This is a genomic window from Halorubrum rutilum, assembly GCF_042665015.1.
In the GTDB taxonomy this organism is placed as follows: Archaea; Halobacteriota; Halobacteria; order Halobacteriales; family Haloferacaceae; genus Halorubrum; species Halorubrum rutilum.
Genome location: NZ_JBHTBL010000008.1, coordinates 284060 through 303474 on the forward strand (window position 1 = coordinate 284060; position 19415 = coordinate 303474).

15 protein-coding genes and 2 pseudogenes are annotated in these 19415 nt (G+C 68.6%); 5 read left to right on the forward strand and 12 right to left on the reverse strand.

Annotated features, from left to right (window positions below; translation table 11 throughout):
• Window positions 1-14: 14 nt before the first annotated feature.
• The 3 genes from ACFQMF_RS10640 to ACFQMF_RS10650 all read right to left on the reverse strand — a co-directional run bounded on the left by ACFQMF_RS10640 (window position 15) and on the right by ACFQMF_RS10650 (window position 5921).
• A complete protein-coding gene (locus ACFQMF_RS10640) occupies window positions 15-2747 on the reverse strand; it encodes a dipeptide ABC transporter ATP-binding protein (protein ID WP_256409222.1) in 2733 nt (910 codons plus the stop codon).
• A 51-nt stretch (window positions 2748-2798) separates the two neighbouring features.
• Window positions 2799-4253 (reverse strand): hybrid sensor histidine kinase/response regulator, encoded by a 1455-nt coding sequence (locus ACFQMF_RS10645; RefSeq protein WP_256409223.1) that lies wholly within the window; start codon window positions 4251-4253, stop codon window positions 2799-2801.
• A 162-nt stretch (window positions 4254-4415) separates the two neighbouring features.
• Entirely contained in the window at window positions 4416-5921 is a 1506-nt protein-coding gene (locus ACFQMF_RS10650; RefSeq protein WP_256409224.1) for an amidase, read from the reverse strand.
• A gap of 144 nt (window positions 5922-6065) precedes the next feature.
• Between ACFQMF_RS10650 and ACFQMF_RS10655 the strand changes: the two genes are divergently transcribed.
• Window positions 6066-6551, forward strand: coding sequence for a DUF7529 family protein (locus tag ACFQMF_RS10655; RefSeq protein WP_256409225.1), 486 nt, complete (start codon window positions 6066-6068; stop codon window positions 6549-6551).
• 92 nt (window positions 6552-6643) lie between these two features.
• On the opposite strand, the gene ACFQMF_RS10660 is transcribed toward ACFQMF_RS10655, so the two are convergent.
• The 4 genes from ACFQMF_RS10660 to ACFQMF_RS10675 all read right to left on the reverse strand — a co-directional run bounded on the left by ACFQMF_RS10660 (window position 6644) and on the right by ACFQMF_RS10675 (window position 10273).
• Entirely contained in the window at window positions 6644-7555 is a 912-nt protein-coding gene (locus ACFQMF_RS10660; RefSeq protein WP_256409226.1) for an HpcH/HpaI aldolase/citrate lyase family protein, read from the reverse strand.
• A gap of 230 nt (window positions 7556-7785) precedes the next feature.
• Window positions 7786-7983, reverse strand: coding sequence for a hypothetical protein (locus ACFQMF_RS10665; protein ID WP_256409227.1), 198 nt, complete (start codon window positions 7981-7983; stop codon window positions 7786-7788).
• A 46-nt stretch (window positions 7984-8029) separates the two neighbouring features.
• Complete coding sequence (locus ACFQMF_RS10670; RefSeq protein WP_256409228.1) at window positions 8030-9070, reverse strand: zinc-dependent alcohol dehydrogenase family protein; 1041 nt, start codon at window positions 9068-9070, stop codon at window positions 8030-8032.
• A 198-nt stretch (window positions 9071-9268) separates the two neighbouring features.
• Window positions 9269-10273 carry an alcohol dehydrogenase gene (locus ACFQMF_RS10675; RefSeq protein ID WP_256409272.1) on the reverse strand — a complete coding sequence of 335 codons (1005 nt, stop codon included), beginning with the start codon at window positions 10271-10273 and terminating at the stop codon, window positions 9269-9271.
• Window positions 10274-10345: 72 nt separating this feature from the next.
• On the opposite strand from ACFQMF_RS10675, the gene ACFQMF_RS10680 reads away from it, so the two are divergent.
• Together ACFQMF_RS10680 and ACFQMF_RS10685 are read left to right on the forward strand one after the other, a co-directional pair.
• Window positions 10346-10483, forward strand: a complete 138-nt coding sequence (locus tag ACFQMF_RS10680; RefSeq protein WP_256409229.1) for a hypothetical protein — start codon at window positions 10346-10348, stop codon at window positions 10481-10483.
• An 87-nt stretch (window positions 10484-10570) separates the two neighbouring features.
• Window positions 10571-12277, forward strand: a pseudogene (locus ACFQMF_RS10685) (type II/IV secretion system ATPase subunit); the annotation flags it as partial.
• 141 nt (window positions 12278-12418) lie between these two features.
• On the opposite strand, the gene ACFQMF_RS10690 reads toward ACFQMF_RS10685, so the two are convergent.
• From ACFQMF_RS10690 to ACFQMF_RS10710, 5 genes are all read right to left on the reverse strand, one after another.
• Window positions 12419-12598, reverse strand: coding sequence for a hypothetical protein (locus ACFQMF_RS10690; RefSeq protein WP_256409230.1), 180 nt, complete (start codon window positions 12596-12598; stop codon window positions 12419-12421).
• A 255-nt stretch (window positions 12599-12853) separates the two neighbouring features.
• Window positions 12854-13540, reverse strand: a complete 687-nt coding sequence (locus ACFQMF_RS10695) for a hypothetical protein (protein WP_256409231.1) — start codon at window positions 13538-13540, stop codon at window positions 12854-12856.
• Window positions 13541-13968: 428 nt separating this feature from the next.
• The gene (locus ACFQMF_RS10700) at window positions 13969-14892 is read right to left on the reverse strand and encodes an HNH endonuclease (RefSeq protein ID WP_256409232.1); all 924 of its coding nucleotides are present in this window, start codon (window positions 14890-14892) and stop codon (window positions 13969-13971) included.
• Between the two features lie 299 nt (window positions 14893-15191).
• Entirely contained in the window at window positions 15192-16151 is a 960-nt protein-coding gene (locus ACFQMF_RS10705) for a tyrosine-type recombinase/integrase (RefSeq protein ID WP_256409233.1), read from the reverse strand.
• Window positions 16152-16153: 2 nt separating this feature from the next.
• Window positions 16154-16681, reverse strand: a complete 528-nt coding sequence (locus tag ACFQMF_RS10710) for a hypothetical protein (RefSeq protein WP_256409234.1) — start codon at window positions 16679-16681, stop codon at window positions 16154-16156.
• A 49-nt stretch (window positions 16682-16730) separates the two neighbouring features.
• On the opposite strand from ACFQMF_RS10710, the pseudogene ACFQMF_RS10715 reads away from it, so the two are divergent.
• Window positions 16731-17450 (forward strand): annotated as a pseudogene (locus tag ACFQMF_RS10715) (secretion system protein); the annotation flags it as partial.
• Window positions 17447-19396, forward strand: coding sequence for a type II secretion system F family protein (locus ACFQMF_RS10720; protein WP_256409235.1), 1950 nt, complete (start codon window positions 17447-17449; stop codon window positions 19394-19396). The pseudogene ACFQMF_RS10715 and the gene ACFQMF_RS10720, both read left to right, overlap by 4 nt.
• The last annotated feature ends 19 nt before the right edge of the window (window positions 19397-19415 follow it).

The window sequence follows — 19415 nt, forward strand, 5'->3', positions numbered from 1 at the left end:
GACTGTTTACTTCGTTACCTATCCCGGCCGTCGTCGTAGAGGTGGCACGCGGCGGGGTGGCCGCTCTCGTCGAGCGCGGGGTTCTCCCGCTCGCAGACGCTCTCGAACGCCTCGCGGAGCGTCGCCTCGGCCGCCTCCCACCGGCCGTCCTTGAGCTGCTCGAACGAGTCGGCGACGACCGCCCGCGCCTCCCCCGAGAGCGGCCCGTCGAAGAAGTACTCGAAGAGCGTCGGGTGTTCGCCGCCGTCGGCGACGGCGGTCGGCGCCGACTCGTCCTCGATGCGGACCTCGGACTCGATGGCGTCGAGGTCGATGTCCCCCGACTCCAGGCGCTGTCGGTAGAACATCACCTCCCGGTAGCGCTCCTGGTCGATCTCCAGGTCGTCCGGCGGGATGACCGACGGACACCGGGTGCGGAACCGACAGCCGGAGGGCGGGTCGATCGGCGACGGGACGTCCCCCTTGAGGATCGTCCGGTCGGCCGTGTCGGCGAGGGGGTCCGGCTCCGGGATCGCGGAGAGGAGCGCCCGCGTGTATGGGTGTTTCGGCGTCTCGAACAGCTCGTCCGTCTCGGCGACCTCGACGATCTCGCCGAGGTACATCACGGCGACCCGGTCGGAGATGTGCCGGACGACGCTCAGGTCGTGGGCGATAAAGAGGAAGGTGAGCCCGAACTCCTCCTGGAGGTCCTCCAGGAGATTGATGATCTGCGCCTGCACGGAGACGTCGAGCGCCGAGACCGGCTCGTCGGCGACGATGAAGTCGGGGTCGACCGCGAGCGCCCGCGCGATGCCGACCCGCTGGCGCTGGCCGCCCGAGAGCTCGTGCGGGTAGCGGCCGAACTGCCCGCGCTCCAACCCGACCGCGTCCATCAGCTCGAAGACGCGCTCGCGGCGGCGGCCCTCGGCGAGGCCGTGGATCTTCAGCGGCTCCATGATCGTCTGCCCGGCCGTCATCCGCGGGTCGAGGCTCGACATCGGGTCCTGGAACACCATCTGCATGTCCTTCCGCCGCTTGCGGAGCTCCGACTTCGAGAGCGACCCGAGCTCCTCGCCGGCGAACACGACGGTGCCGTCGGTCGGCGGGTCCAGGTGGAGGATCGCTCGGCCGGCCGTGGACTTCCCGCAGCCGGACTCGCCGACGAGCCCCAGCGTCTCCCGCTCGCGCACGTCGAGGTCGATCCCGTCGACGGCCCTGACGCTCGGGTCGCCGCCGCCGAACACCCGGTCGAGGGGACCGTCCTCCTGTTCGTAGTACTTCCGCATACCGCGGACCTCGACGATGGGATCGCCGATGGCGGACCTGGCGCCGGCCGCGACGCCGTCGGACCCGTACGCGCCCTTGTCGAACTCGTCGTGGACGCATTTCGACCGGTGGTCGACGTCGTCCCCGCCGTGCTGGAGGTACGGGATCTCGCCCTCGCGACACCGCGGCTCGGCCCACGGGCAGCGCGGCGCGAAGTGGCAGCCGTCGGGCATGTCGATCAGGTCGGGGACGTTCCCCTCGATCGGGGTCAACCGCTCCTTCTCCTCGGTGGGGATCGACTCCAGGAGGGTGTACGTGTAGGGGTGACTGGGGTTGGCGAAGATCTCCTCGACCGGCCCCTCCTCGACGATCTCGCCGGCGTACATCACGGCCACGCGGTCGCAGGTCTCGGCCACGACGCCGAGGTCGTGGGTGATCATCAGGACGGACATCCCGAACTCCGCTTGGAGGTCGTCGATCAGGTCGAGGATCTGCGCCTGGATCGTCACGTCGAGCGCGGTCGTCGGCTCGTCGGCGATGAGGAGGTTCGGCCGGCAGGCGAGCGCGATGGCGACGAGCACGCGCTGGCGCATCCCGCCGGAGAACTCGTGCGGGTAGTCGTCCACGCGCTGTTTCGCCTCCGGGATGCCGACCGCCTGCAGCATCCTGACGACCTCGTCCATCACCTCCTCGTCGCCGTCGCGGCCGCCGGCCTTCGGGAGGATCTCGCGGATCCCGTTGAGCCACGAGTCGTCCTTCTGCCCGCCGTACCGGTGGAGCCGCAGCGACTCGGCGATCTGCTCGCCGACGGTGACCGCCGGGTTGAGCGAGGTCATCGGGTCCTGGAAGATCATCCCCATCTCGCCGCCGCGGACGCGGCGGACGGCCGCCTCGGGGGCGGCCGTCACGTCGACGATCCCCTCCTCGATGTCGACGTCGCTCGGCCTCGCGCCGTCGCGGATGCGCTCGCGCGCCGCGGCGTCGAGGAAGACGAAGCCGTCGACGGCGTCGGCGAGCGCCGCCTCCAGGTCGTCGCCGACGGTCTCCGGGTCGGCGCCGCCTTCGAGGCGGTCGGCGGCGCTCGCGAGGTCGCCGGCGAGGTCGTCGGGGTCGGCCTCGCCGGCGAGGTCGTCGGCCATGCCGCGGAGCTCGGCCGGCGTGTCGGGGACGCGCCGGCCGGCCCGGAGGTCGCTGCTCACGGCCGCGACCGCGTCGATCAGGCCGGAGGGGTACGGCACGTACGCGTCGTCGAACTCGTCGAGGAGGGCGGCGGCGAGCGACGGGTCGGCGAGGGCGATCCGCCCGCCGACGACCTCGCCGGGGTCGTCGACGAGGTCCATCGCCGAGAGGGCGGTGACGCTCTTTCCGGAGCCGGACTCGCCGACGAGGCCGACGGTCTCGCCGTGTTCGATCGAGAGGTCGATGCCGTCGACGGCCTTGACGGCGCCCCGTTCGGTCCTGAACTGGGTGCGGAGCGCCGAGAGGGAGAGGAGGTCGGTCACTACCGGCGGTAGCGCGCCTCACGGAAAAATATCTTTGGAGACGGTCGCCGGTCACCCCTGAGACGGGACGGCCGGGTCGCTCGTCGCCGGAGTCGACGGATCGGTCTCGAAGTCGACCCGCGTCCCGCCGGTCGCGCTCTCGCCGATCGAGACCGCCCAGCCGTGGGCGTCCGCGATCCGCTTGACGATGGTCAGCCCGAACCCGGTCCCGTCGGCGGCGGTGGTAAATCCGGGCTCGAAGAGGGTCTCGCACTCCGTCGCGTCGATTCCCGGTCCGTCGTCGGCGACGTAGAACCCGTCTTCGGACCGGCCGACGCGCACCGTCACGGGGGACGCGCAGTGGTCGTCGACGTTTCGGAGGAGGTTCTCGAAGAGGCGTCGGAGGCGGGATCGATCGGCGTCGATCCGGAGGTCGCCGTCCGGCAGCTCCAGCGCGTCCCGCGGGGTCCCGAAGGGCTCCCACGCCTCGGCGGCGATCACACCGACGTCGACGGGCTCGGTCTCCGACGCCGTCCGGCCCTCCCTCGCGAGCGTGAGCAGCTCGTCGATCATCCGCTCCATCCGCTCGTGCTCCCGGTCGAGGGTGTCGAGGTGCGCGTCGTCGCCCGTCGTGCGGGCCATCTCGGCCGCCGTTCGGGCGTTCTGCAGCGGGGTCCGGAGGTCGTGCGAGACGATCGAGGTGAACTCGTCGAGCCGCTCGTTCTGCCGGATGAGCTCCTCGCGCCGCCGCTGTTCGCGGGTCGCGTCCCTGAGGATCCCCACGGAGCCGCGGAACGCCTCGTCGAACGGGAGCGCCGCCATGTGGTCGTAACACGGCACCGTGTCGCCGTCCTTCGTCCGGATGTCCACGCGGAACTGCTGGGTCTCCGGCCCCTCGCTCGAAACGATCGACGCGAGCATGTCGTTGGCCCGCCGGACCCCCTCGTCGGTCTTGATCTTGCCCGGCGGGCTCCCGATGACCTCGTCGCGGTCGTACCCGACCAGGTCGAGGAACGCCTCGTTGACGTACTCGAACTCGGCGTCCGCGTTGACCACGTAGATCGGGTAGTCGAGCGCGCGGAGCACCGTCGAGTAGCGCTCCGACTCGATCTTGGCGCGGTACTCGTGCGCGGCGTGTTTGACCCGGTTCGCGAGGCGGCGGTGCTGGTCCGGTCCCCCCTTCTGGAGGTACCCGGTCACCCCGGCGTTGATGGCCTGTGCGGCGATCTCCTCGCTCCCCTTCCCCGTGTAGAGGACGAAGGGGAGGTCGGGGAACCGCTCGCGGACGTCGGCGAGCAGTTCGAGCCCGTCCGTGCCGGGCATGTCGTAATCGCTCACGACGCAGTGGAACGACCCGGCGTCGAGCTTCGGAAGCACCGCCTCCGGGTCGGTCACGGTCGTGACGTCGACGGCCGCCAGTTCGTTCGTCAGGAACGATTCCGTCAGGTCGAGGAACGCCGAATCGTCGTCGACGTGTAAGAGTTCGATCGGCGCAGCCGTGGCTTCCTCGGGGTCGTCGACCGACATCGTAACTACGCGTGTTAGTGGTTCTATACGGAAAAATACCCGGTCGAGGGTCACGGTTCGTGTGCGCTCACGTGCGGACGGTTTCGGGGGGCGTTTCAGATCTCATATGGGAGATTCCGCCGAGGCGTCGGCGAGCGCGTTCCCCGCCAACGACCGCCTCCGCTACTCGACGAACCGGTCCGGCGGCCGTCGGTGGTCGGTCGCCCGCTCGAAGGCGTACGCGAGCTCGAACAGCCGGCGCTCGTCGAACGCGCGACCGAGCAGCTCGACGCCGACCGGCAGCCCCGCCGGGGTGAACCCGGCCGGGACGACGATCGCGGGGAGCCCCGTGTGCGCGGCGAGCTCGCAGTTCATCTCCTCGAAGGGCTGGTTGTCGGGGATCTCGACCGGCGGCACCCGCGACGGGGGGTAGAGGACCGCGTCGAGGTCGTCGGCCGCCATCCGGGCGAGCACGGCGTCCCGGATCGCCTCGCGGCGGCGGAGGCTCCGCAGGTAGCCGGTGTTCTCGTCGAGCGCGTCGACGTCGGTGTCGAGGATCGCCGCGTCCTCGAACCTGGCCTGGACCGACGGGTGAAGCTCACCGGTCGCGACGACGTCGGCCAGCGAGTCGTGCGGGGCCGCGTCGCCCAGCTCGGCGAGGTACGCGTCGAAGTCGCGAGCGAACTCGTATTCGAGCACCCGAGCGCTTTCGAGCCGGGTCCGATCGACGACGTCGACGGGGTCGACGATCGTCGCGCCCGCCGCCTCCAGCTCGCCGATCGCGTCCTCGACGACCGCCGTCACGCGCTCGGCGGCGCGCGCCGGCGCGCTCTCGTCGTTTCGGAGGCCGAAGAACTCCCGCGCGACGCCGATCCGCGCCCCAGTGAGCGCGTCGGGGTCGAGCCCCGCGGCGTACCCCTCGTCCGGGATCCGACCGACGCCGCGGGCCGTGACGGGGTCGGCCGGGTCGTAGCCGGCCATCGCTTCGAGCGTCCGCGCCGCGTCCTCGACCGTCCGGGCGATCGGGCCGGCCGTGTCCTGGGTGTCGCTCAGGGGGACGATGCCCGTCCGGCTGACGAGCCCCGTCGTGGGCCGAACCCCGACGGCGTCGTTGAACGCGGGCGGCGACCGCACCGACGAGCAGGTGTCGGTCCCGGTCCCGACGACGGCGAAGCTCGCCGCGACGGCGGCCGCGGTCCCGCCGCTCGACCCGGACGGGCGCCGGTCGAGGGCGTACGCGTTCCGCGTCGCCCCGCCGAGGGAGCTGACCGTGTCGACCCCGAAGGAGAGCTCCTGCAGGTTGGCCTTGGCGAGGACGACGGCGCCGGCCTCGCGGAGCCGCCTGACGACGGACGCGTCCCGGGGCGGCCGCGACTCGGCGAGGGCGGTCGAGCCGGCGGTCGTCGGCATGTCGCGCGTGTCCTGGTTGTCCTTGAGCACGACCGGGATCCCGTGGAGGGGACCGACAAACCCGTCGCGGTCGAACGCGGCGTCGAGTTCGCGTGCGCGGTCCCGCGCGTCCCGGTTCACCGCGAGGATCGCGTTCAGCTCGTCGTCGTGCTCGTCGATCCGCGCGAGGTGCGCGTCGGCGACCGCCTCGGCGGTCGTCTCGCCGGTCTCGTACGCGTCGCGGATCTCCGAAACGGTCGCTTCGACCGGGTCGAAGGGGCGGGCGTTCGGCGGGCTCATGCGAACGTCTGCGAACAATTCGCACGAGGGTACTCAATCTGTCGCTCGGGCGTCCGCGTGTTCGGCGCGGCGGGGACGCCGACGTGCGGACGGGAGCCGCTCCCCAGTGGAAACATTCAACCGACTACCGGCGCGTCTCCAGGTATGGGCGAACCAGCAGGCGGCGACGCACCCGCGAACGCACAGGTCGGAGACGGGTGGACCGCGGTCATCGAGGACATGGAGGCGACCGCGGCGGAGTACCGGGAGCGCGGGTGGACGACGCTCGAACTGCACCCCGGCGACTCGGTCCTCGTCGACTCGGACCGCCGGACCGGCCTCGACGTCGTCCTCCCCGGCCCGGAGTTCGAGGACCTCGAATCGCTCGTCGGCGACCGGGAGTTCCGAGACGTCGAGGTGTTCCGGGCGGAGGGCGACGGGCTGGTCTACCTGCTCGTCGTCGAGATCGCCCCCGAGAGCGAGACGGCCGCGTTCGTCCCCGCGTACTACGATCCGAGCCGGGCGGCGGAGACGATCGAATCGATCAGGGACGCGGGGGTCGTGCGGCTCTTCTGTCGCCGACTGAACGACGACACCGTTCGGTTCGTCCACGACGACCCGACGCCGTTCCTCCCGGCACCCGTCGAGTGACCGCGGTCCGGTGAGCGCGGAGGAGACGGGAAATCGCGTTTCGGGACCGATAGAAGCAATAAAAAGAGATCGCTCGGCGTCGGACGTGACCGTTAGAGGATGCCGGCGGCCTCGGCGGTCTCGACGATGTCCTGGGCCATCTTGTTGGTCGCCTCGTCGACCATCTGCCCGTCGACGCTCACGGCGCCTTTGCCCTCCTCCATCGCCTCGGCGTAGGCGTCGACGATGCGCTTGGCGCGCTCGGCGGTCTCCGGGTCCGGCGCGAACACTTCGTTGCCGATCTCGATCTGCGACGGGTGGATCGCCCACTTGCCGTCGCAGCCGATCATGTTGGCGCGCTCGGCCGAGTCGCGGAAGCCGTCGGGGTCTTCGATGTCGGCGTACGGGCCGTCGAGGCACGGCAGCCCGGCCGACTTCGCGGCGGAGTTACACTCGGAGAGGGCGTGGTGCCAGTAGTGGCCCGGATACTCCGGGAACTGGCCGATGTCGAGTCCGGGCGTCCCCATCGCCGCGGAGTAGTCGCCGGGGCCGAAGATGATGGAGGAGAGCCGGTCGGAGGCGTGCGCGATGTCGTGGACGTTGTGGATCCCCTCGCCGTCCTCGATCTGGGGTTCGAGGCCGATGCCGCCGACCTCCAGGTCGTTGTTCTCCTCGACCTGCGCGAGGAGGTTCTCGACGGTGTGGACGTCGCTGGCGGACTTGACCTTCGGGACGATGATGTCGTCGATGAACTCGCCCGCCTCGCCGACGACCGTGATCAGGTCGTCGTACCACCACTTGGTGTCGATCCCGTTCATCCGGAAGCTGAGGACTTTGTCGCTCCAGTCCTCCTCGCGGGCGGCCTCGATAAGCGGCTCGCGCGCGTCCGGCTTGGCGTTCGGCGCCACGGAGTCCTCCAGGTCGAGGAACACCTCGTCGGCGTCGCTGTCGGCCGCCGAGTGCATCATTTTCTCGTCGCTCGCGGGCGTTGCAAGCTGCGTCCGGCGAAGAGTGACGTCCGTCATATAGCGGCTCTACCACGCTCGGCCACGGAAATAAAGCTACCTCACGCGGGGGTATTTTCTCTGAGTCGGAAGCGAGTGAATATCGGCGCGACGCGGTTCCCCGGCGGCGGGTCCGCCGACCTCGACGCGGGCGGAGCACCGGCGGCGCGGTCGCTGGCGGCGCGATTGCTGGCGGGGGCGGCGACCGCGAAAAATCGTCGGGGTTCGGGGCGGAGTCGCCTCCGGCCGCGTCAGTCGTCGGCCGGGGCGCGCGGCTCGGCCGGCGGTTCCGCGTCGTCGGCCGAATCGTCGACGGCCTCGACGTCGGGGGTCTCGTCGAGCCGTTCGTCCGCCTCCTCGGACCGGTGACGCTCTCGGATCTCCTCGATCGAGCGCGCCTCGATGTGATGATGGCACATGACAACTGTTCGCAAGGCTCGGTCGCTCATAAGCATTGTGCCGAGAGCAGCGTCTAAAGCGGCCGAGACCGCAGTGCTACGGTTTTACCAGCACCTTGATCGCCTCGCGCTCGTCCATCATCCGGTACCCCTCGGCGACCCCGTCGAGCCCGACCGTCTCGGTGAAGACCGGCGCGGGGTCGAGCGTCCCCTGCAGCACGTCGGCCATCAGCTCCTCGGCGTACGCGCGGACGGGGGCGACGCCCCCGGCGAGCGTGACGTTGTCGCCGAACAGGCCGAAGGCGTCGAGGCCCTCCTCCTCGACGCCGTACGGCACCCCGATGTAGCCGATCCGACCGCCGGGGCGGACGGCGTCGATCGCGGTGTTCATCGCGCTCGCGGCGCCGACGCACTCCATCACGCGGTTCGGCCCGCCGTAGGTCAGCTCCCGAATCCGCTCGACCGCGGCCTCCCCGCGCTCGGAGACGGTCTCGGTGGCGCCGAACTCCTCGGCGAGTTCGAGCCTGTCCTCGTGGTGGCCCACCGCGATAATTCGCTCGGCGCCGAGCCGGCGCGCGGCGAGGACGCCGCAGAGCCCGACCGCGCCGTCGCCGACGACGGCCACCGTCGAGCCCGCCTCGACGCCCGCGCTGACGGCCGCGTGGTGGCCGGTCCCCAGCACGTCGGTCAGGGGTAAAAGCGAGCGGAGCGTCTCCTCGTCGTCGGCGTGGCGGTCGGGGACGCGCACGAGCGTCCCGTCCGCGTGGGTCGACCGGACGTACTCGCCCTGGCCGCCGCCGTTGTCGCCGCCCCACGAGTCGCCGTTCGCGCAGGAGGTGTGGAGCCCCTTCCGGCAGAACTCGCACTCGCCGCAGGAGATGGCGAACGGCGCGAGCACGCGGTCGCCGGGGGCGACCGAGGTCACGTCGTCGCCGACCGCCTCGACGATCCCCATCGGCTCGTGGCCGACCGGGGACCCCTCGTCGCGATCGCTGTCGCCGCGGTAGAACCAGAGGTCCGAGCCGCAGATCGCGGTGTGAGTCACCCGGACGATCGCGTCGGTCGGGGCCTCGATCTCGGGGCGGGGTCGCTCTTCGACGTCGATCTCGCCGGGACCGTTGAAGACGGCTGCGCGCATGCGGTCCGTTTCCGGCGGGCGAGACAAAAGTGAGAGGGTGACGGAACCCGGTCGGGGCGGAAATCGGACGATCGATCGGCCGACGGTCGGGCCGGTTCGGGTCGGTGGTCGAGTCGGTGCGGTCCAGTGGTCGAGTCGGTGCGGGCCGGTAGCCGGACCGGTGCGGTCCGGTGGTCGAGTCGATGCGGACCGCGCCGCCTACGGCTCCAGGACGACGCGGAACCGCGCCTCGTTGTCGGCCATGCGGTCGTACGCGGCGGCGACGTCGTCGAGCGCGTACGTCTCGACCTCGGGGGTGATGTCGCGCAGGGCACTGAACTCAAGGGTGTCCTGCGAGTCGCGGGCGTGGCCCGACCCCCAGCCCTCGACCGCGCCGCGCGTCCCGACGAGCTGCTGGGCGTCGACCGCCACCGGCTCGCCGGGGATCCCGGCGACGATCACGGAACCGTCGATCCCGAGCCCGCCCACGACCGACTCGATGGCGTCGCTCGCGGGCGCGGTCGTGAGGACGGCGCTCGCGCCGCCCAGCTCCGAGAGCCGTTCGGCCGGGTCCTCCTCGGCGGCGTTCACGAAGTGGTCGGCGCCGAGCTCCCTCGCGAGCGACTCCTTGTCGGGGCTGCGCGAGACCGCGACCGTCTCGTAGCCGGCCGCGTGGGCGTACTGGACCCCGAGGTGGCCGAGGCCGCCGACGCCGACGACCGCGACGAGGTCGCCGGCCCGGGCGTCCGAGTTGCGCAGGGCGTTGTAGGTCGTGATCCCGGCGCAGAGCAGCGGCGCGGCGTCGACCGCGTCGAGGGCGTCGGGGATCGCAGCCAGCGCCTCGGCGGGGACCGTCGCGTACTCGGCGTAGCCGCCGTCGAAGCTCAGGCCGGTGATCTCGGCGTTCTCGCACTGGAGGAACTGCCCGCGGCGACACGGCTCGCAGGTGAAGCAGTGCCCGCCGTGCCAGCCCGCGCCGACGCGCTCGCCCGGCTCCCACGCCTCGACCGCGTCGCCGACCGCGTCGACCGTCCCGGCGATCTCGTGGCCGGGGACGCGCGGGTAGCTCACGCCGGGGTACGCCCCCTCCACGACGAACTCGTCGCTGCGGCAGATCCCGCACGCCTCGACGGCGACCCGGACCTCGCCGGGACCGGGCTCGGGGACCGCTCGCTCTTCGAGTTCGAACTCGGCGCCGGGTTCCGGGACGACCGCGGCTCGCATGGTGTCCGTCATCGGTGCCCCGTCCGTCCGAGACGGGCAAGAAGTTGGCGACGGCGGCGAGGCGGTCGGTCGGTGACGGCAGCGAAGCGGTCGGTCGGCGGCGGCGGTGCGGTCGGTGGTGATGGTGGTGAGGCGGCCGGCGACGGCGGCGGCCCCGCGTTCGTTTCTCCGCGATTAAACATCGAGGTAGTGACAGAAAAGAACCCTTAACCGGGTCAGGCGGTCACCCGCCGATCGAACGATGACGCGGTCCAGCGACCCGCCGACACGCCGGCGGCGCGGGCGGGAGGTCCGCCCGTGAGCGACGGTCCGACGCTCCGAATCGCCGACGAGTCCGACGGGGACCGGGACGGCGCGGTGCCGGCGCCCGTCCCGCCGGACGACCCCGAGGCGTGGTACGCGCCCGAGGTGCGGGCGCAGTACGAGGCCGCGCCGGGCGTCGTCGCCACTATGCGCGAGCGCGACGGCGGGCGGTTCGGCTACGACGTGCGGGAGCCGCCGCTGTCGCCCGCCGACGAGGCGGCGCTGGAGCGCGTCCGCGACCACTTCTCCGCGGTCCGGCACCGCCGCCCGCTCACTCGCGTCGGCGTCGTCGAACGGGCCGAGGCGGGGTTCGAGCCGAAGTACGACCGCGCGCTCGACCGCCTGCTCGACGCGAGCGCCGCCGCGCGCCGGCGGGTCGGCTACCACGCGCTGCGTGACCTCCGGCTACTCGGCGACGTGACGCCGCTCGCGCTGGACGACCGGATCGAGGTGGCCGACGTGGGCGACGAGCGCGAGCTGGTCGTCCACACGGAGACCTTCGCGCCCCTGGAGACGGGGATCGACGCCGACGCCGACTACGTGGAGCGGGTCGCCGCCGAGCGGCTCGCGCGGTACGCGGTCGGCTTCGCGGGGCTCTCGGTGGACGTGGTCGTCTACCGCGAGCGGCTGCTCGGCTCCGACGCGTTCGAGACGAAGTACGCGGTGTTGGAACCGGACCTCCTCCCGGGGGACGCGGCGCTGATCGAGGAGTGCAAAGAGCGGATCTGGGAGACGACCGTCGACGGCGCCGTGGACGACCGCGAGGCGTTCGTCGCCGAGCACGCGCGGCGGTTCCTCTCGCGGCGGCTCACCGCGCGCAACACCCGGGCGTGGCTCGACGCGGCGGCCCACCGCGTCCGGTCCGCGCTGGCCGACCGCGGGCTCGCCGTGCCGCCGGTCGACTCGCGGTACGCCCGCGACCGGCTCGACGACCTGGCGTACTACGTGCTCCGCGACTTCGTCGGCGAGGGGATCCTCACGGTCCCGATCCGGGACCCGAACCTGGAGGACGTGGAGGCCAACCGGGTCGGCGAGCGCGTGAAGGTCGTCCCGCGGGCGTCAGTGCTGCGGGGGGCGGACGCCGAGGGCGACGGCGCCGCGGGGGGCGGGAGCGACCGCGACGCGGCGACCCCCGACGCCGGCGCCCGAGTCCCCACCAACCTCGCGTTCGAGGACGAGACGACGTTCGTTAACGTCGTCACGGGGCTGGCGGCCCGCGACGGCACCGAGCTCAACGCCTCGACGCCGTCGGCGAAGGTGAACCTCGACGTGGAGGGGGTCGACGAGACGGTCCGCTGTGCGGTGGCGCTGCCCGTCATCTCCGCCGACGGCCCCCACGTCTCGATCCGGAAGCAGAGCCCGGACGCCATGACGCCGGTCGACCTGATCGAGCGGGGGACGCTCTCGGCCGACCTCGTCACGCTGCTGTGGCTGCTGTACGAGCACCGCGGCGTCGTCCTCTTCGCCGGGCCGACCGGCGTGGGGAAGACGACGCTGCTCAACGCGCACACCCCCTTAATCCCGTTCGACGACCGGCCGGTGTCGATCGACGAGGGCTCCCGGGAGGTGCGGCTCCCGCACGAGACCGGGGTGTCGCTCACGACCCGCGAGCACGAGGAGGCGTACAAGGCCGTGAGCATGTCGGAGCTGATGACCGAGGCGAACTACCTGAATCCGGACGTCGAGGTGATCGCCGAGATATGTGTATCTGTGTGAGTAAGATCTAATTACAGATCGAGTCCCCTTAGCACTGTACGGCCGTAGCCGCCTCTTGCTGCCGTTGACGTCGACACCACGGCGGTCTCTCGGCGCGGGACGGACGTCGGACGGGCGGGACCGCCGTTAGAAGTGGGAGACCGTCGTCTCCTCGACGTCGACAGGCTCCCGACCCCCGTCGTCGTCAACGAGACGCGAATCGATCGGACGAAATGGATCGACGCCGACAATCGTGGTACCGTCGGCGAGTCTGATTGTCTCAGTCACCGTCTCGTCGTCGTCGAGTTCACGGGCATGGTCGAACATGCACGCCCGTCACTCGGGGGCGGCAGACATATCAGTATTCTGTAAAGTCGGCGCGACAGATACCGAGTGTGTCGCACGACTGCGACACAACGGCCTTGTTTCTGCGACCTACTCCCGTGAAAAATAGCTCGGCAGGAAAGCCCCCGTACGGTGTGGGAGGGCTTCTCGACGGCCGTCTCTGTGGGTCAACCTTAGGGTTAGACGCCCGAGACCGCCGTCGCTCGGCGTCGCACGGCCGTCTCTCGCCTCGTCTACTTACATGAAGGTGATGAACACATAAACAAGCAGCACAAGAACAAACCCAACCACAAACACCGCCTTTGCGACAGCTGCCGTTGCCTTGCCTGACTCCATGGTCCCGTCGCCTGTGAGCGATTGGTACCCCCTCACGCCATCTTCCACCACGCTCGCCAGTTCCTCGAATCCATCACCAGTGGGACCGCTACCATCAGCACGGTTATACTGATCTGCTGACGCTCCCTCTCCGTAGTTGGTTTTCTTCTTGTGAATGAACTTGACAGGAGCGGCATCCGGGTCCATCCCCATTCCCATCTGATTCTCATAGTCGTTCTTCAGTTTCCGCCACCCATCCATGTCATCAATCCCGCAGGCAAGTGCAATCACATGAGTATACTCTTTCTGGTACTCCTCGATCTGCCCTCGAAGCTTCTTTGTTTGGCTGTTGCTAAGGTCACGCTTCATTTCGATTCCAATATCACCGTTCACCACAACGTCACCATTAACGTTACCGTGCTCACGCTCAACTACGATCTCCTCAGTAGGGCCGAGCATCATGTCGTTTCCCGAATTGAGCCGTTGATCCAAGTACTCCTGTAACTCGTTTTGGAACTTTGACTCATGTCCGTATGCTTCGGAGGGAGTCCAGTCCTCAATCGCTGAGGACACTTTGCTGGCTAACTGTTGGTTGTTGCCAAGGAACATTTTGTGTTGGCCCAACATGACAGCGACATGTACTTAATCGTACTGGACCGCGAGTCAACTGCAAACTCGCACTACATCCACTTGACCGCCGTCGCTCGTCGTTGCACGGCCGTCGACCGCGGTGTTAACCAACACTCGGCGGTGATAGGTCCGACTGTTGGTTAAGACAACTGACGGCCCTCACTCTGCGGGTGACCGATATGCGACGAAAGTGGGGGCGCGACGATGGGCGACTGATACGCAACGTGATAGGTATCCGGGCGTCGACATGGGACCGCCTTGGTTGGCGCGTGTGCGGAAATCGCGCGCTCACGCTCCACATACACTATTGTCACATGCAGTATACCGATGTGCGGCGCCAAGCACACAGACATCGGTCCGGCCAGCGCATGCGCGGACGTCCGGGTGACGCGCGTGAAGCGGCGAAATCAGATTTTAGCGATTTGCTCGTTGTGATACCGCAGGAATTCCTCGTCAATATCGTGGTCCGGAGCGACCTCTAATGTACTTCCGTCAGTATCTGACTGAGTGTGCGTTATTTCCAAGCTCATAGGGTCGACACGGATCATTCCGTAGTCAAAATCGGCATGATGGTTCGGACAGAGGACCAGAATGTTCCGCCTGTTGTCGGGGCCTTCATGCGGTCGGCCGAGCGGCTTGAGATGATGCGCCTCTGAGTATGTATCGCTAGGGGACTTGAGACGTGTGTCGCCGCAGACCATACACACGTCATCGTACGTTTCTTTCATTTCCCGAGTCAGAGTTGTGTCTCGTATTGGTCGCGTCGACTCCGTACGTGTTCGGTCTGGTTGCTCATAGTCGGCTGGTTGATTGTCCTCCTCAATCTCTGTCTCAAGCACATCACGCAGACGGGATTTGCTCGACTCCGAGATACTGTGAGATAGCAGATGACTCACGTATGCTTCAATCACCTCCTCGCTCCCGATGGCAGTCCCCATAATGTGCGGCGTCTCAAGCGGGAAATCACCCGTCCAGTCTTCCCTAAAGGGTGTACTTAGCTCTCTTTCAGGTTGTCCCCGACAGTAAAGGATCCATTCGTAGTCCAACATTTCACCGTCGTGATCCCGCCACGAATCTGCTAATATCGATTGGTCGGTAACGCGTCTGGCCTCTTCAAACGTCCAAATACCACGGACGCCTATACCCTTCTCACGTACTATGAACAAGTCACCCGGGTCAAGCCTTGACGGGTCTGGGGAACGGCCCCCTTCAGGTATTCCATGCCACGGCTCACCAAGGTGGTGATCAGGATGCTTTGTCCCGTCGGTCGGCCCTCGAACGCAGTGATCCCAGTGCGATTCCAGCGTGTTCAAAACCCAAGCATTAGCCATATTACATGCTCTTACTGACTCAAGTAAAACGCTGTGCAAAAGCTCGGCCTGAACGACGCGCCTACCGCCATAGAGATCAGTCGACCTCGCACAGCCTCCGTCAAGGCATGAGAACATCCTCATATCGGCGTGTATTGACGCGCTAAGACGAGTCAACCGCTACCGAGAGGGAAACATCGTATAGAGTCGGAATCCGCTCAGCGCGCCGTTACAGACGTATCTCGAACCGCAGTATAGACGCCCGACACCTCGAACTCGGGACAGTCGCCGAGAGGCGTTTCAATCGCCCACAACCGCTGTCACTCCTCAAATGTTGGGTTTGCTTCTCGATATGCCTCACGGGCTTCTTTGTCAGTGATCTTCAGGTACACTTCTGTTTGGGAAATGTCCGTATGGCCCATCAGCTGCTGGAGGTACCGTATATCGACGCCCTCCTCCAACATCCGAACCGCAAACGTATGTCGAAGAGTATGAGGCGTCACCTTCCGCCGTGGATTACCGCTCGCATCGTGGTACATTACTTCTTGAATCCCCGCTTCCTCGGCGGCTTTTTTGATGATCTCACCGATACGGTTGGGTGACAGTTGCTCAGACTGTTCCGTCACGAACAGATACTCACTGCGCTGCGCAGGCTTGTTACTCGCCCGATACTTGTCGAGCCACAGATCAAGCTCAGGCGACAAGTCAGAATACGGAACAGTGCGGACCTTCTGTTTCTTGTCATCTCGAAGGGTAACAGCCCGCTTGTCGCGGTCAATATCATCTAACTTGATACTCGTAACTTCGTTTCGTCTCGCCCCGACCTGAATCATCAGTTTTACGAGTAGTTCGTTACGAACCTTCGGCGCGGGGACGCTCTCACGTAGCTTCCGAGTCTCCTCGGCCTCCAGATAAACAACACCTTCCTTGTCGGCAAACTCTTGTTTCCTCGTGGTGGTACCATAGCTGTCGACATATCTTCCGATATTCGCATTTTTGACAGGATTATCTTGACGATCCGTATAGCCAAGATCGATCGCCGCATCAAACATTTCCGATAGCGTCTGCTTCGTGCCGACAAGTGAGTGAGGGGCGAGCCCGCGGTCATCTTCGCTGTTTAGGAAGTCAACGACATCACCTGTATCCGCCTTAAGTGGGGAGCCCTCACCGTTCTCTTCCCACCAGCTGCTAAACTGTCGAAGTCGGCTCACACGAGCGTCGCTGGGGCCGCTCACTATTTTCGGGGCGATACTGTCGACGTCATCGTGTAGTCCGTCCATCGTTACACCTCCTTCCAGTAGACTGACTGTTCACCGACCCGATCGGTCTTGACACGTCCGCTCTTTTGTTCCATGAATCGAACAGTATGACCGACGACACCCTCGCCGTAGGGGAGTTTCTCGGCGAGTTGTCCGACGGTCTCGCCGTCGCCGACGTCGTCACCTTCGGGGAGTGCCTCGAACACCTCTCCGTCAGGGTACGCACGGGGCTCATCGACTTGTGCCTCTTTCGGCACGGAACCTCTGTCCTCAACGCGGGTGACACCATCCTCAATCTCGACGACATGCTCCTCAACCCGTTGAACCCGCTCTAGCAGCTCGGCGAGACGATCATCATCCGCTTGTCCGTCACCGTCGTCGTTCGTCTGTCCACTCGGCGCGTGACTTTGGTCAATCTCGTTCTTGACGGCGGTACGGATTAGCCCCGACAGTGACGTGTAATTGTCCGACTCGTCGACGAAGTCCGTCCACCGCTCTTTCGTCTCCGATTCAACTCGCATGTTGACGCGGGTGTACTCTCCCTCGCCCATGTGAGTACAACAAACCTCTGTGTACATAAATTTTAATCACAAAAAGACACTTATCGCCGAGATCAACACGCCCGCGAGCTTCGAGACGTTCGCGGAGACGCTGAACACGGGCCACGGCGTGATCGGGTCGACGCACGCCGAGGACGTCGAGGCGCTCGCGAACCGCGTGGTCGAGCGCGGGCTCCCGCCGTACCTCCTCCGCGAGATCGATCTCGTCGTCTTCCCGCGGCAGATCGACGGCGAGCGGTACGTCTCGCGGGCGGTCGAGCTCCTCTCGGCCGAGGAGTACGAGGCCCTCGACCCGGAGGCGAAGCGGAGCCCCGCCGGGAACCCCGAGCGCGGCGGCGCCGGCGTCGTCGACAAGGGCGGCGAGGCGGTGTACTACAACGCGGTCGCGTGGCGCGACGCGGACGGGGCGTTCCGGTTCCCGGGCGCGCCGGAGGGCGACGCGGCGGGCGCCACCGACGGGGGACCGCGCCTCCGCGCGTTCGACCGGATCGCCGACCACACCGACCGCGAGGTCGACGCCGTGCGGTCGGAGTTCGCCGCCAAGCGGCGGTACGTCGAGTACCTCGTCCGGGAGGGGGTCGACGACGCCGACGCGCTGTTCGAGTTCCTCGCCGACCTCCGGACCGACGAGGCCGCGACCGTCGAGCGCGCGGCGCGGACGATGTGCCGCGAGGACGGCGGCGCCGGCGGGGGCGACCGAGCCGGAGAGGGCGACGGAGCCGACGGGGGCGACCGGCGCGGCGACCGGAGGCGGCCGTGAGCCGGGAGCCGACCGCCGACGGCGACGACGGGAGCGGCGGGCTCGGGCGAGCCGTCGACGCCGCCGAGGCCGACGGGTTCCTGCGGGAGGGTCGCTCGGCCGTGATCGACCGGGCCCTCTACGCGCTGTTCGCGCGGCACGCGGGCGACCGGCGGCACGACGCCGACCGGAAGCGGTACCGCGGGACCGCGCTGGACACCGGGTTCGAGACGTACCTGTCGCGGGTGTACGGGTGCTCGTGGCTCGTCGCGCTCGCCGTCGCCGCGCCGACCCTCCTCGTCGCGATCGGCGCGGTGCCGGGGCTGCTCGCGGTCGCCGAGCGGGCGGTCGGGGGCGCCGCGCCGGTCGGGTCGGCGTCGCCCGCGGCGGTCGCCGTCGGGCTCGCCGCGGCGGCCGGGCTCCTCGCGAAGCGGGCGACGGTGCGGCTCGGCGGGCTCCGCCTCCGGTGGCTCACGGCGACGCGCCGGACCGACATCGAGCGGACGCTCCCGGCGGCCGTCCGGTACCTCGAACTGCTCGCGTCCGGGAGCGACGGCCCCCGCGAGATGGTCGAGAAGACCGCCGCGAGCGACGCCTACGGCGGGACGGCCACCTCGCTGCGGAAGGCGCTCAACGCGGCGCGGCTCGCCGGGAGCCTCGACGAGGGGCTCCGGCGGGTCGCGCGCGACACGCCCTCGCGGGAGCTGCTCGCCCCCTTCCTCCTGAAGTTCCGCAAGCACGCGGCGACCGGCGACGCGGCGCTCGCGGAGTATCTCCGGACCGAGAGCCGGATGCTCGCCCACCGACAGGACCGGGCCCGCAAGCGCGCCCGGCGGTTCTTGGAGCTGCTCACGGAGCTGTTCGTCGCCGTGCTGGTGCTGCCGGCGCTGCTCGTCATCGCGGCGACCGCGCTCACGGTCGTCGTCCCCGAGCTGCTTCCGCCGGTCGAGACGCCGGTCGGGGTGGTGCCGACGCGGGCGGTCGTGCTCTACGGGGCCGTCGCCTTCCTCGTCGCCATCGGCCTCGCCGGCGCGGTCGCCGTCGGGACGCTCCGCCCGCCGAACCAGCGCGCGAGCTACGACCTGCCGGGGTCGCCGCGCGAGATCCTCGGCTCAGTCGGGCGCAATCCGGCGAGCGCCGCGGTCCTCTGCGCGCCGCCGGCCGCCCTGCTCGCGGTCGGCCTCGCGCTCGCGGGGACCACCCTGGTCAACGTGGCGCTGCTCGCGTACGCGGCGTTCGCGGTGCCCGTGGGCGCGGTCGCGGTCAGGCGCACCCGGATCGACGACGCGAAGGACCGGGAGCTCGCCGACTTCGTCCACGCCGTCTCCGGCCACGTCGCGCACGGGCGCCCGTTCCCGGACGCGGTCGCGACCGTCGCTCGCGACGTCGACCTCGGCGTGCTCGACGACGACGTGGCCGACCTCGCGTTCGCGCTGAGATCGACGACGGCGACCGGGGGCGACGAGGGGCCCGCCGACGTGCGCGCGGCCGCCATCGACCGGTTCGTCGAGCGCGTGGGGACCCCGCTCGCCGAGGGGACGCTCGGGCTCGTCACCGGCGCGCTGAACGCCGGCGGCGACGCCGACGCCGTCTTCGAGACGCTCCGGATCGAGGTGGGACAGCTGTACAGCGAGCAGCGCGCGCTCCGCTCGTCGATGCACCCGTACGTCGCGGTCGGCTGGGCGGCGGCCGCGCTGGTCGCCGCCGTCGTCGCCGTCGTCAACACCCAGGTGATCGACGCCGCGCGGCTCGCCGACCTCGCCGCCGCCACCGACCTCGTGACCGAGCCGGAGACGGTCCACCCGGAGCTCGAACGGTTCCGGCTGTACGTGGTCACGCAGGCGACGATGCTCGCGTCCGGCTGGTTCGCCGGCACCGCCTCCCGCGGGCGCTACGAGGCGCTGCTCCACTCCGGGCTGCTCGTGGCGATCTGTCACGCCGTCTTCGCCGTCGGCGGGCTGGTGTAGCCGCGAGCGTCCCGGTACG

Excerpts from the sequence above, each read along its gene's own strand:
- ACFQMF_RS10645 (WP_256409223.1), bottom strand. The coding sequence starts at position 4,253 with ATGTCGGTCGACGACCCCGAGGAAGCCACGGCTGCGCCGATCGAACTC.
- ACFQMF_RS10650 (WP_256409224.1), bottom strand. The coding sequence starts at position 5,921 with ATGAGCCCGCCGAACGCCCGCCCCTTCGACCCGGTCGAAGCGACCGTT.
- ACFQMF_RS10655 (WP_256409225.1), top strand. The coding sequence starts at position 6,066 with ATGGGCGAACCAGCAGGCGGCGACGCACCCGCGAACGCACAGGTCGGA.
- ACFQMF_RS10660 (WP_256409226.1), bottom strand. The coding sequence starts at position 7,555 with ATGACGGACGTCACTCTTCGCCGGACGCAGCTTGCAACGCCCGCGAGC.
- ACFQMF_RS10665 (WP_256409227.1), bottom strand. The coding sequence starts at position 7,983 with ATGAGCGACCGAGCCTTGCGAACAGTTGTCATGTGCCATCATCACATC.
- ACFQMF_RS10670 (WP_256409228.1), bottom strand. The coding sequence starts at position 9,070 with ATGCGCGCAGCCGTCTTCAACGGTCCCGGCGAGATCGACGTCGAAGAG.
- ACFQMF_RS10675 (WP_256409272.1), bottom strand. The coding sequence starts at position 10,273 with ATGCGAGCCGCGGTCGTCCCGGAACCCGGCGCCGAGTTCGAACTCGAA.
- ACFQMF_RS10690 (WP_256409230.1), bottom strand. The coding sequence starts at position 12,598 with ATGTTCGACCATGCCCGTGAACTCGACGACGACGAGACGGTGACTGAG.
- ACFQMF_RS10695 (WP_256409231.1), bottom strand. The coding sequence starts at position 13,540 with ATGTTCCTTGGCAACAACCAACAGTTAGCCAGCAAAGTGTCCTCAGCG.
- ACFQMF_RS10700 (WP_256409232.1), bottom strand. The coding sequence starts at position 14,892 with ATGGCTAATGCTTGGGTTTTGAACACGCTGGAATCGCACTGGGATCAC.
- ACFQMF_RS10705 (WP_256409233.1), bottom strand. The coding sequence starts at position 16,151 with ATGGACGGACTACACGATGACGTCGACAGTATCGCCCCGAAAATAGTG.
- ACFQMF_RS10710 (WP_256409234.1), bottom strand. The coding sequence starts at position 16,681 with ATGGGCGAGGGAGAGTACACCCGCGTCAACATGCGAGTTGAATCGGAG.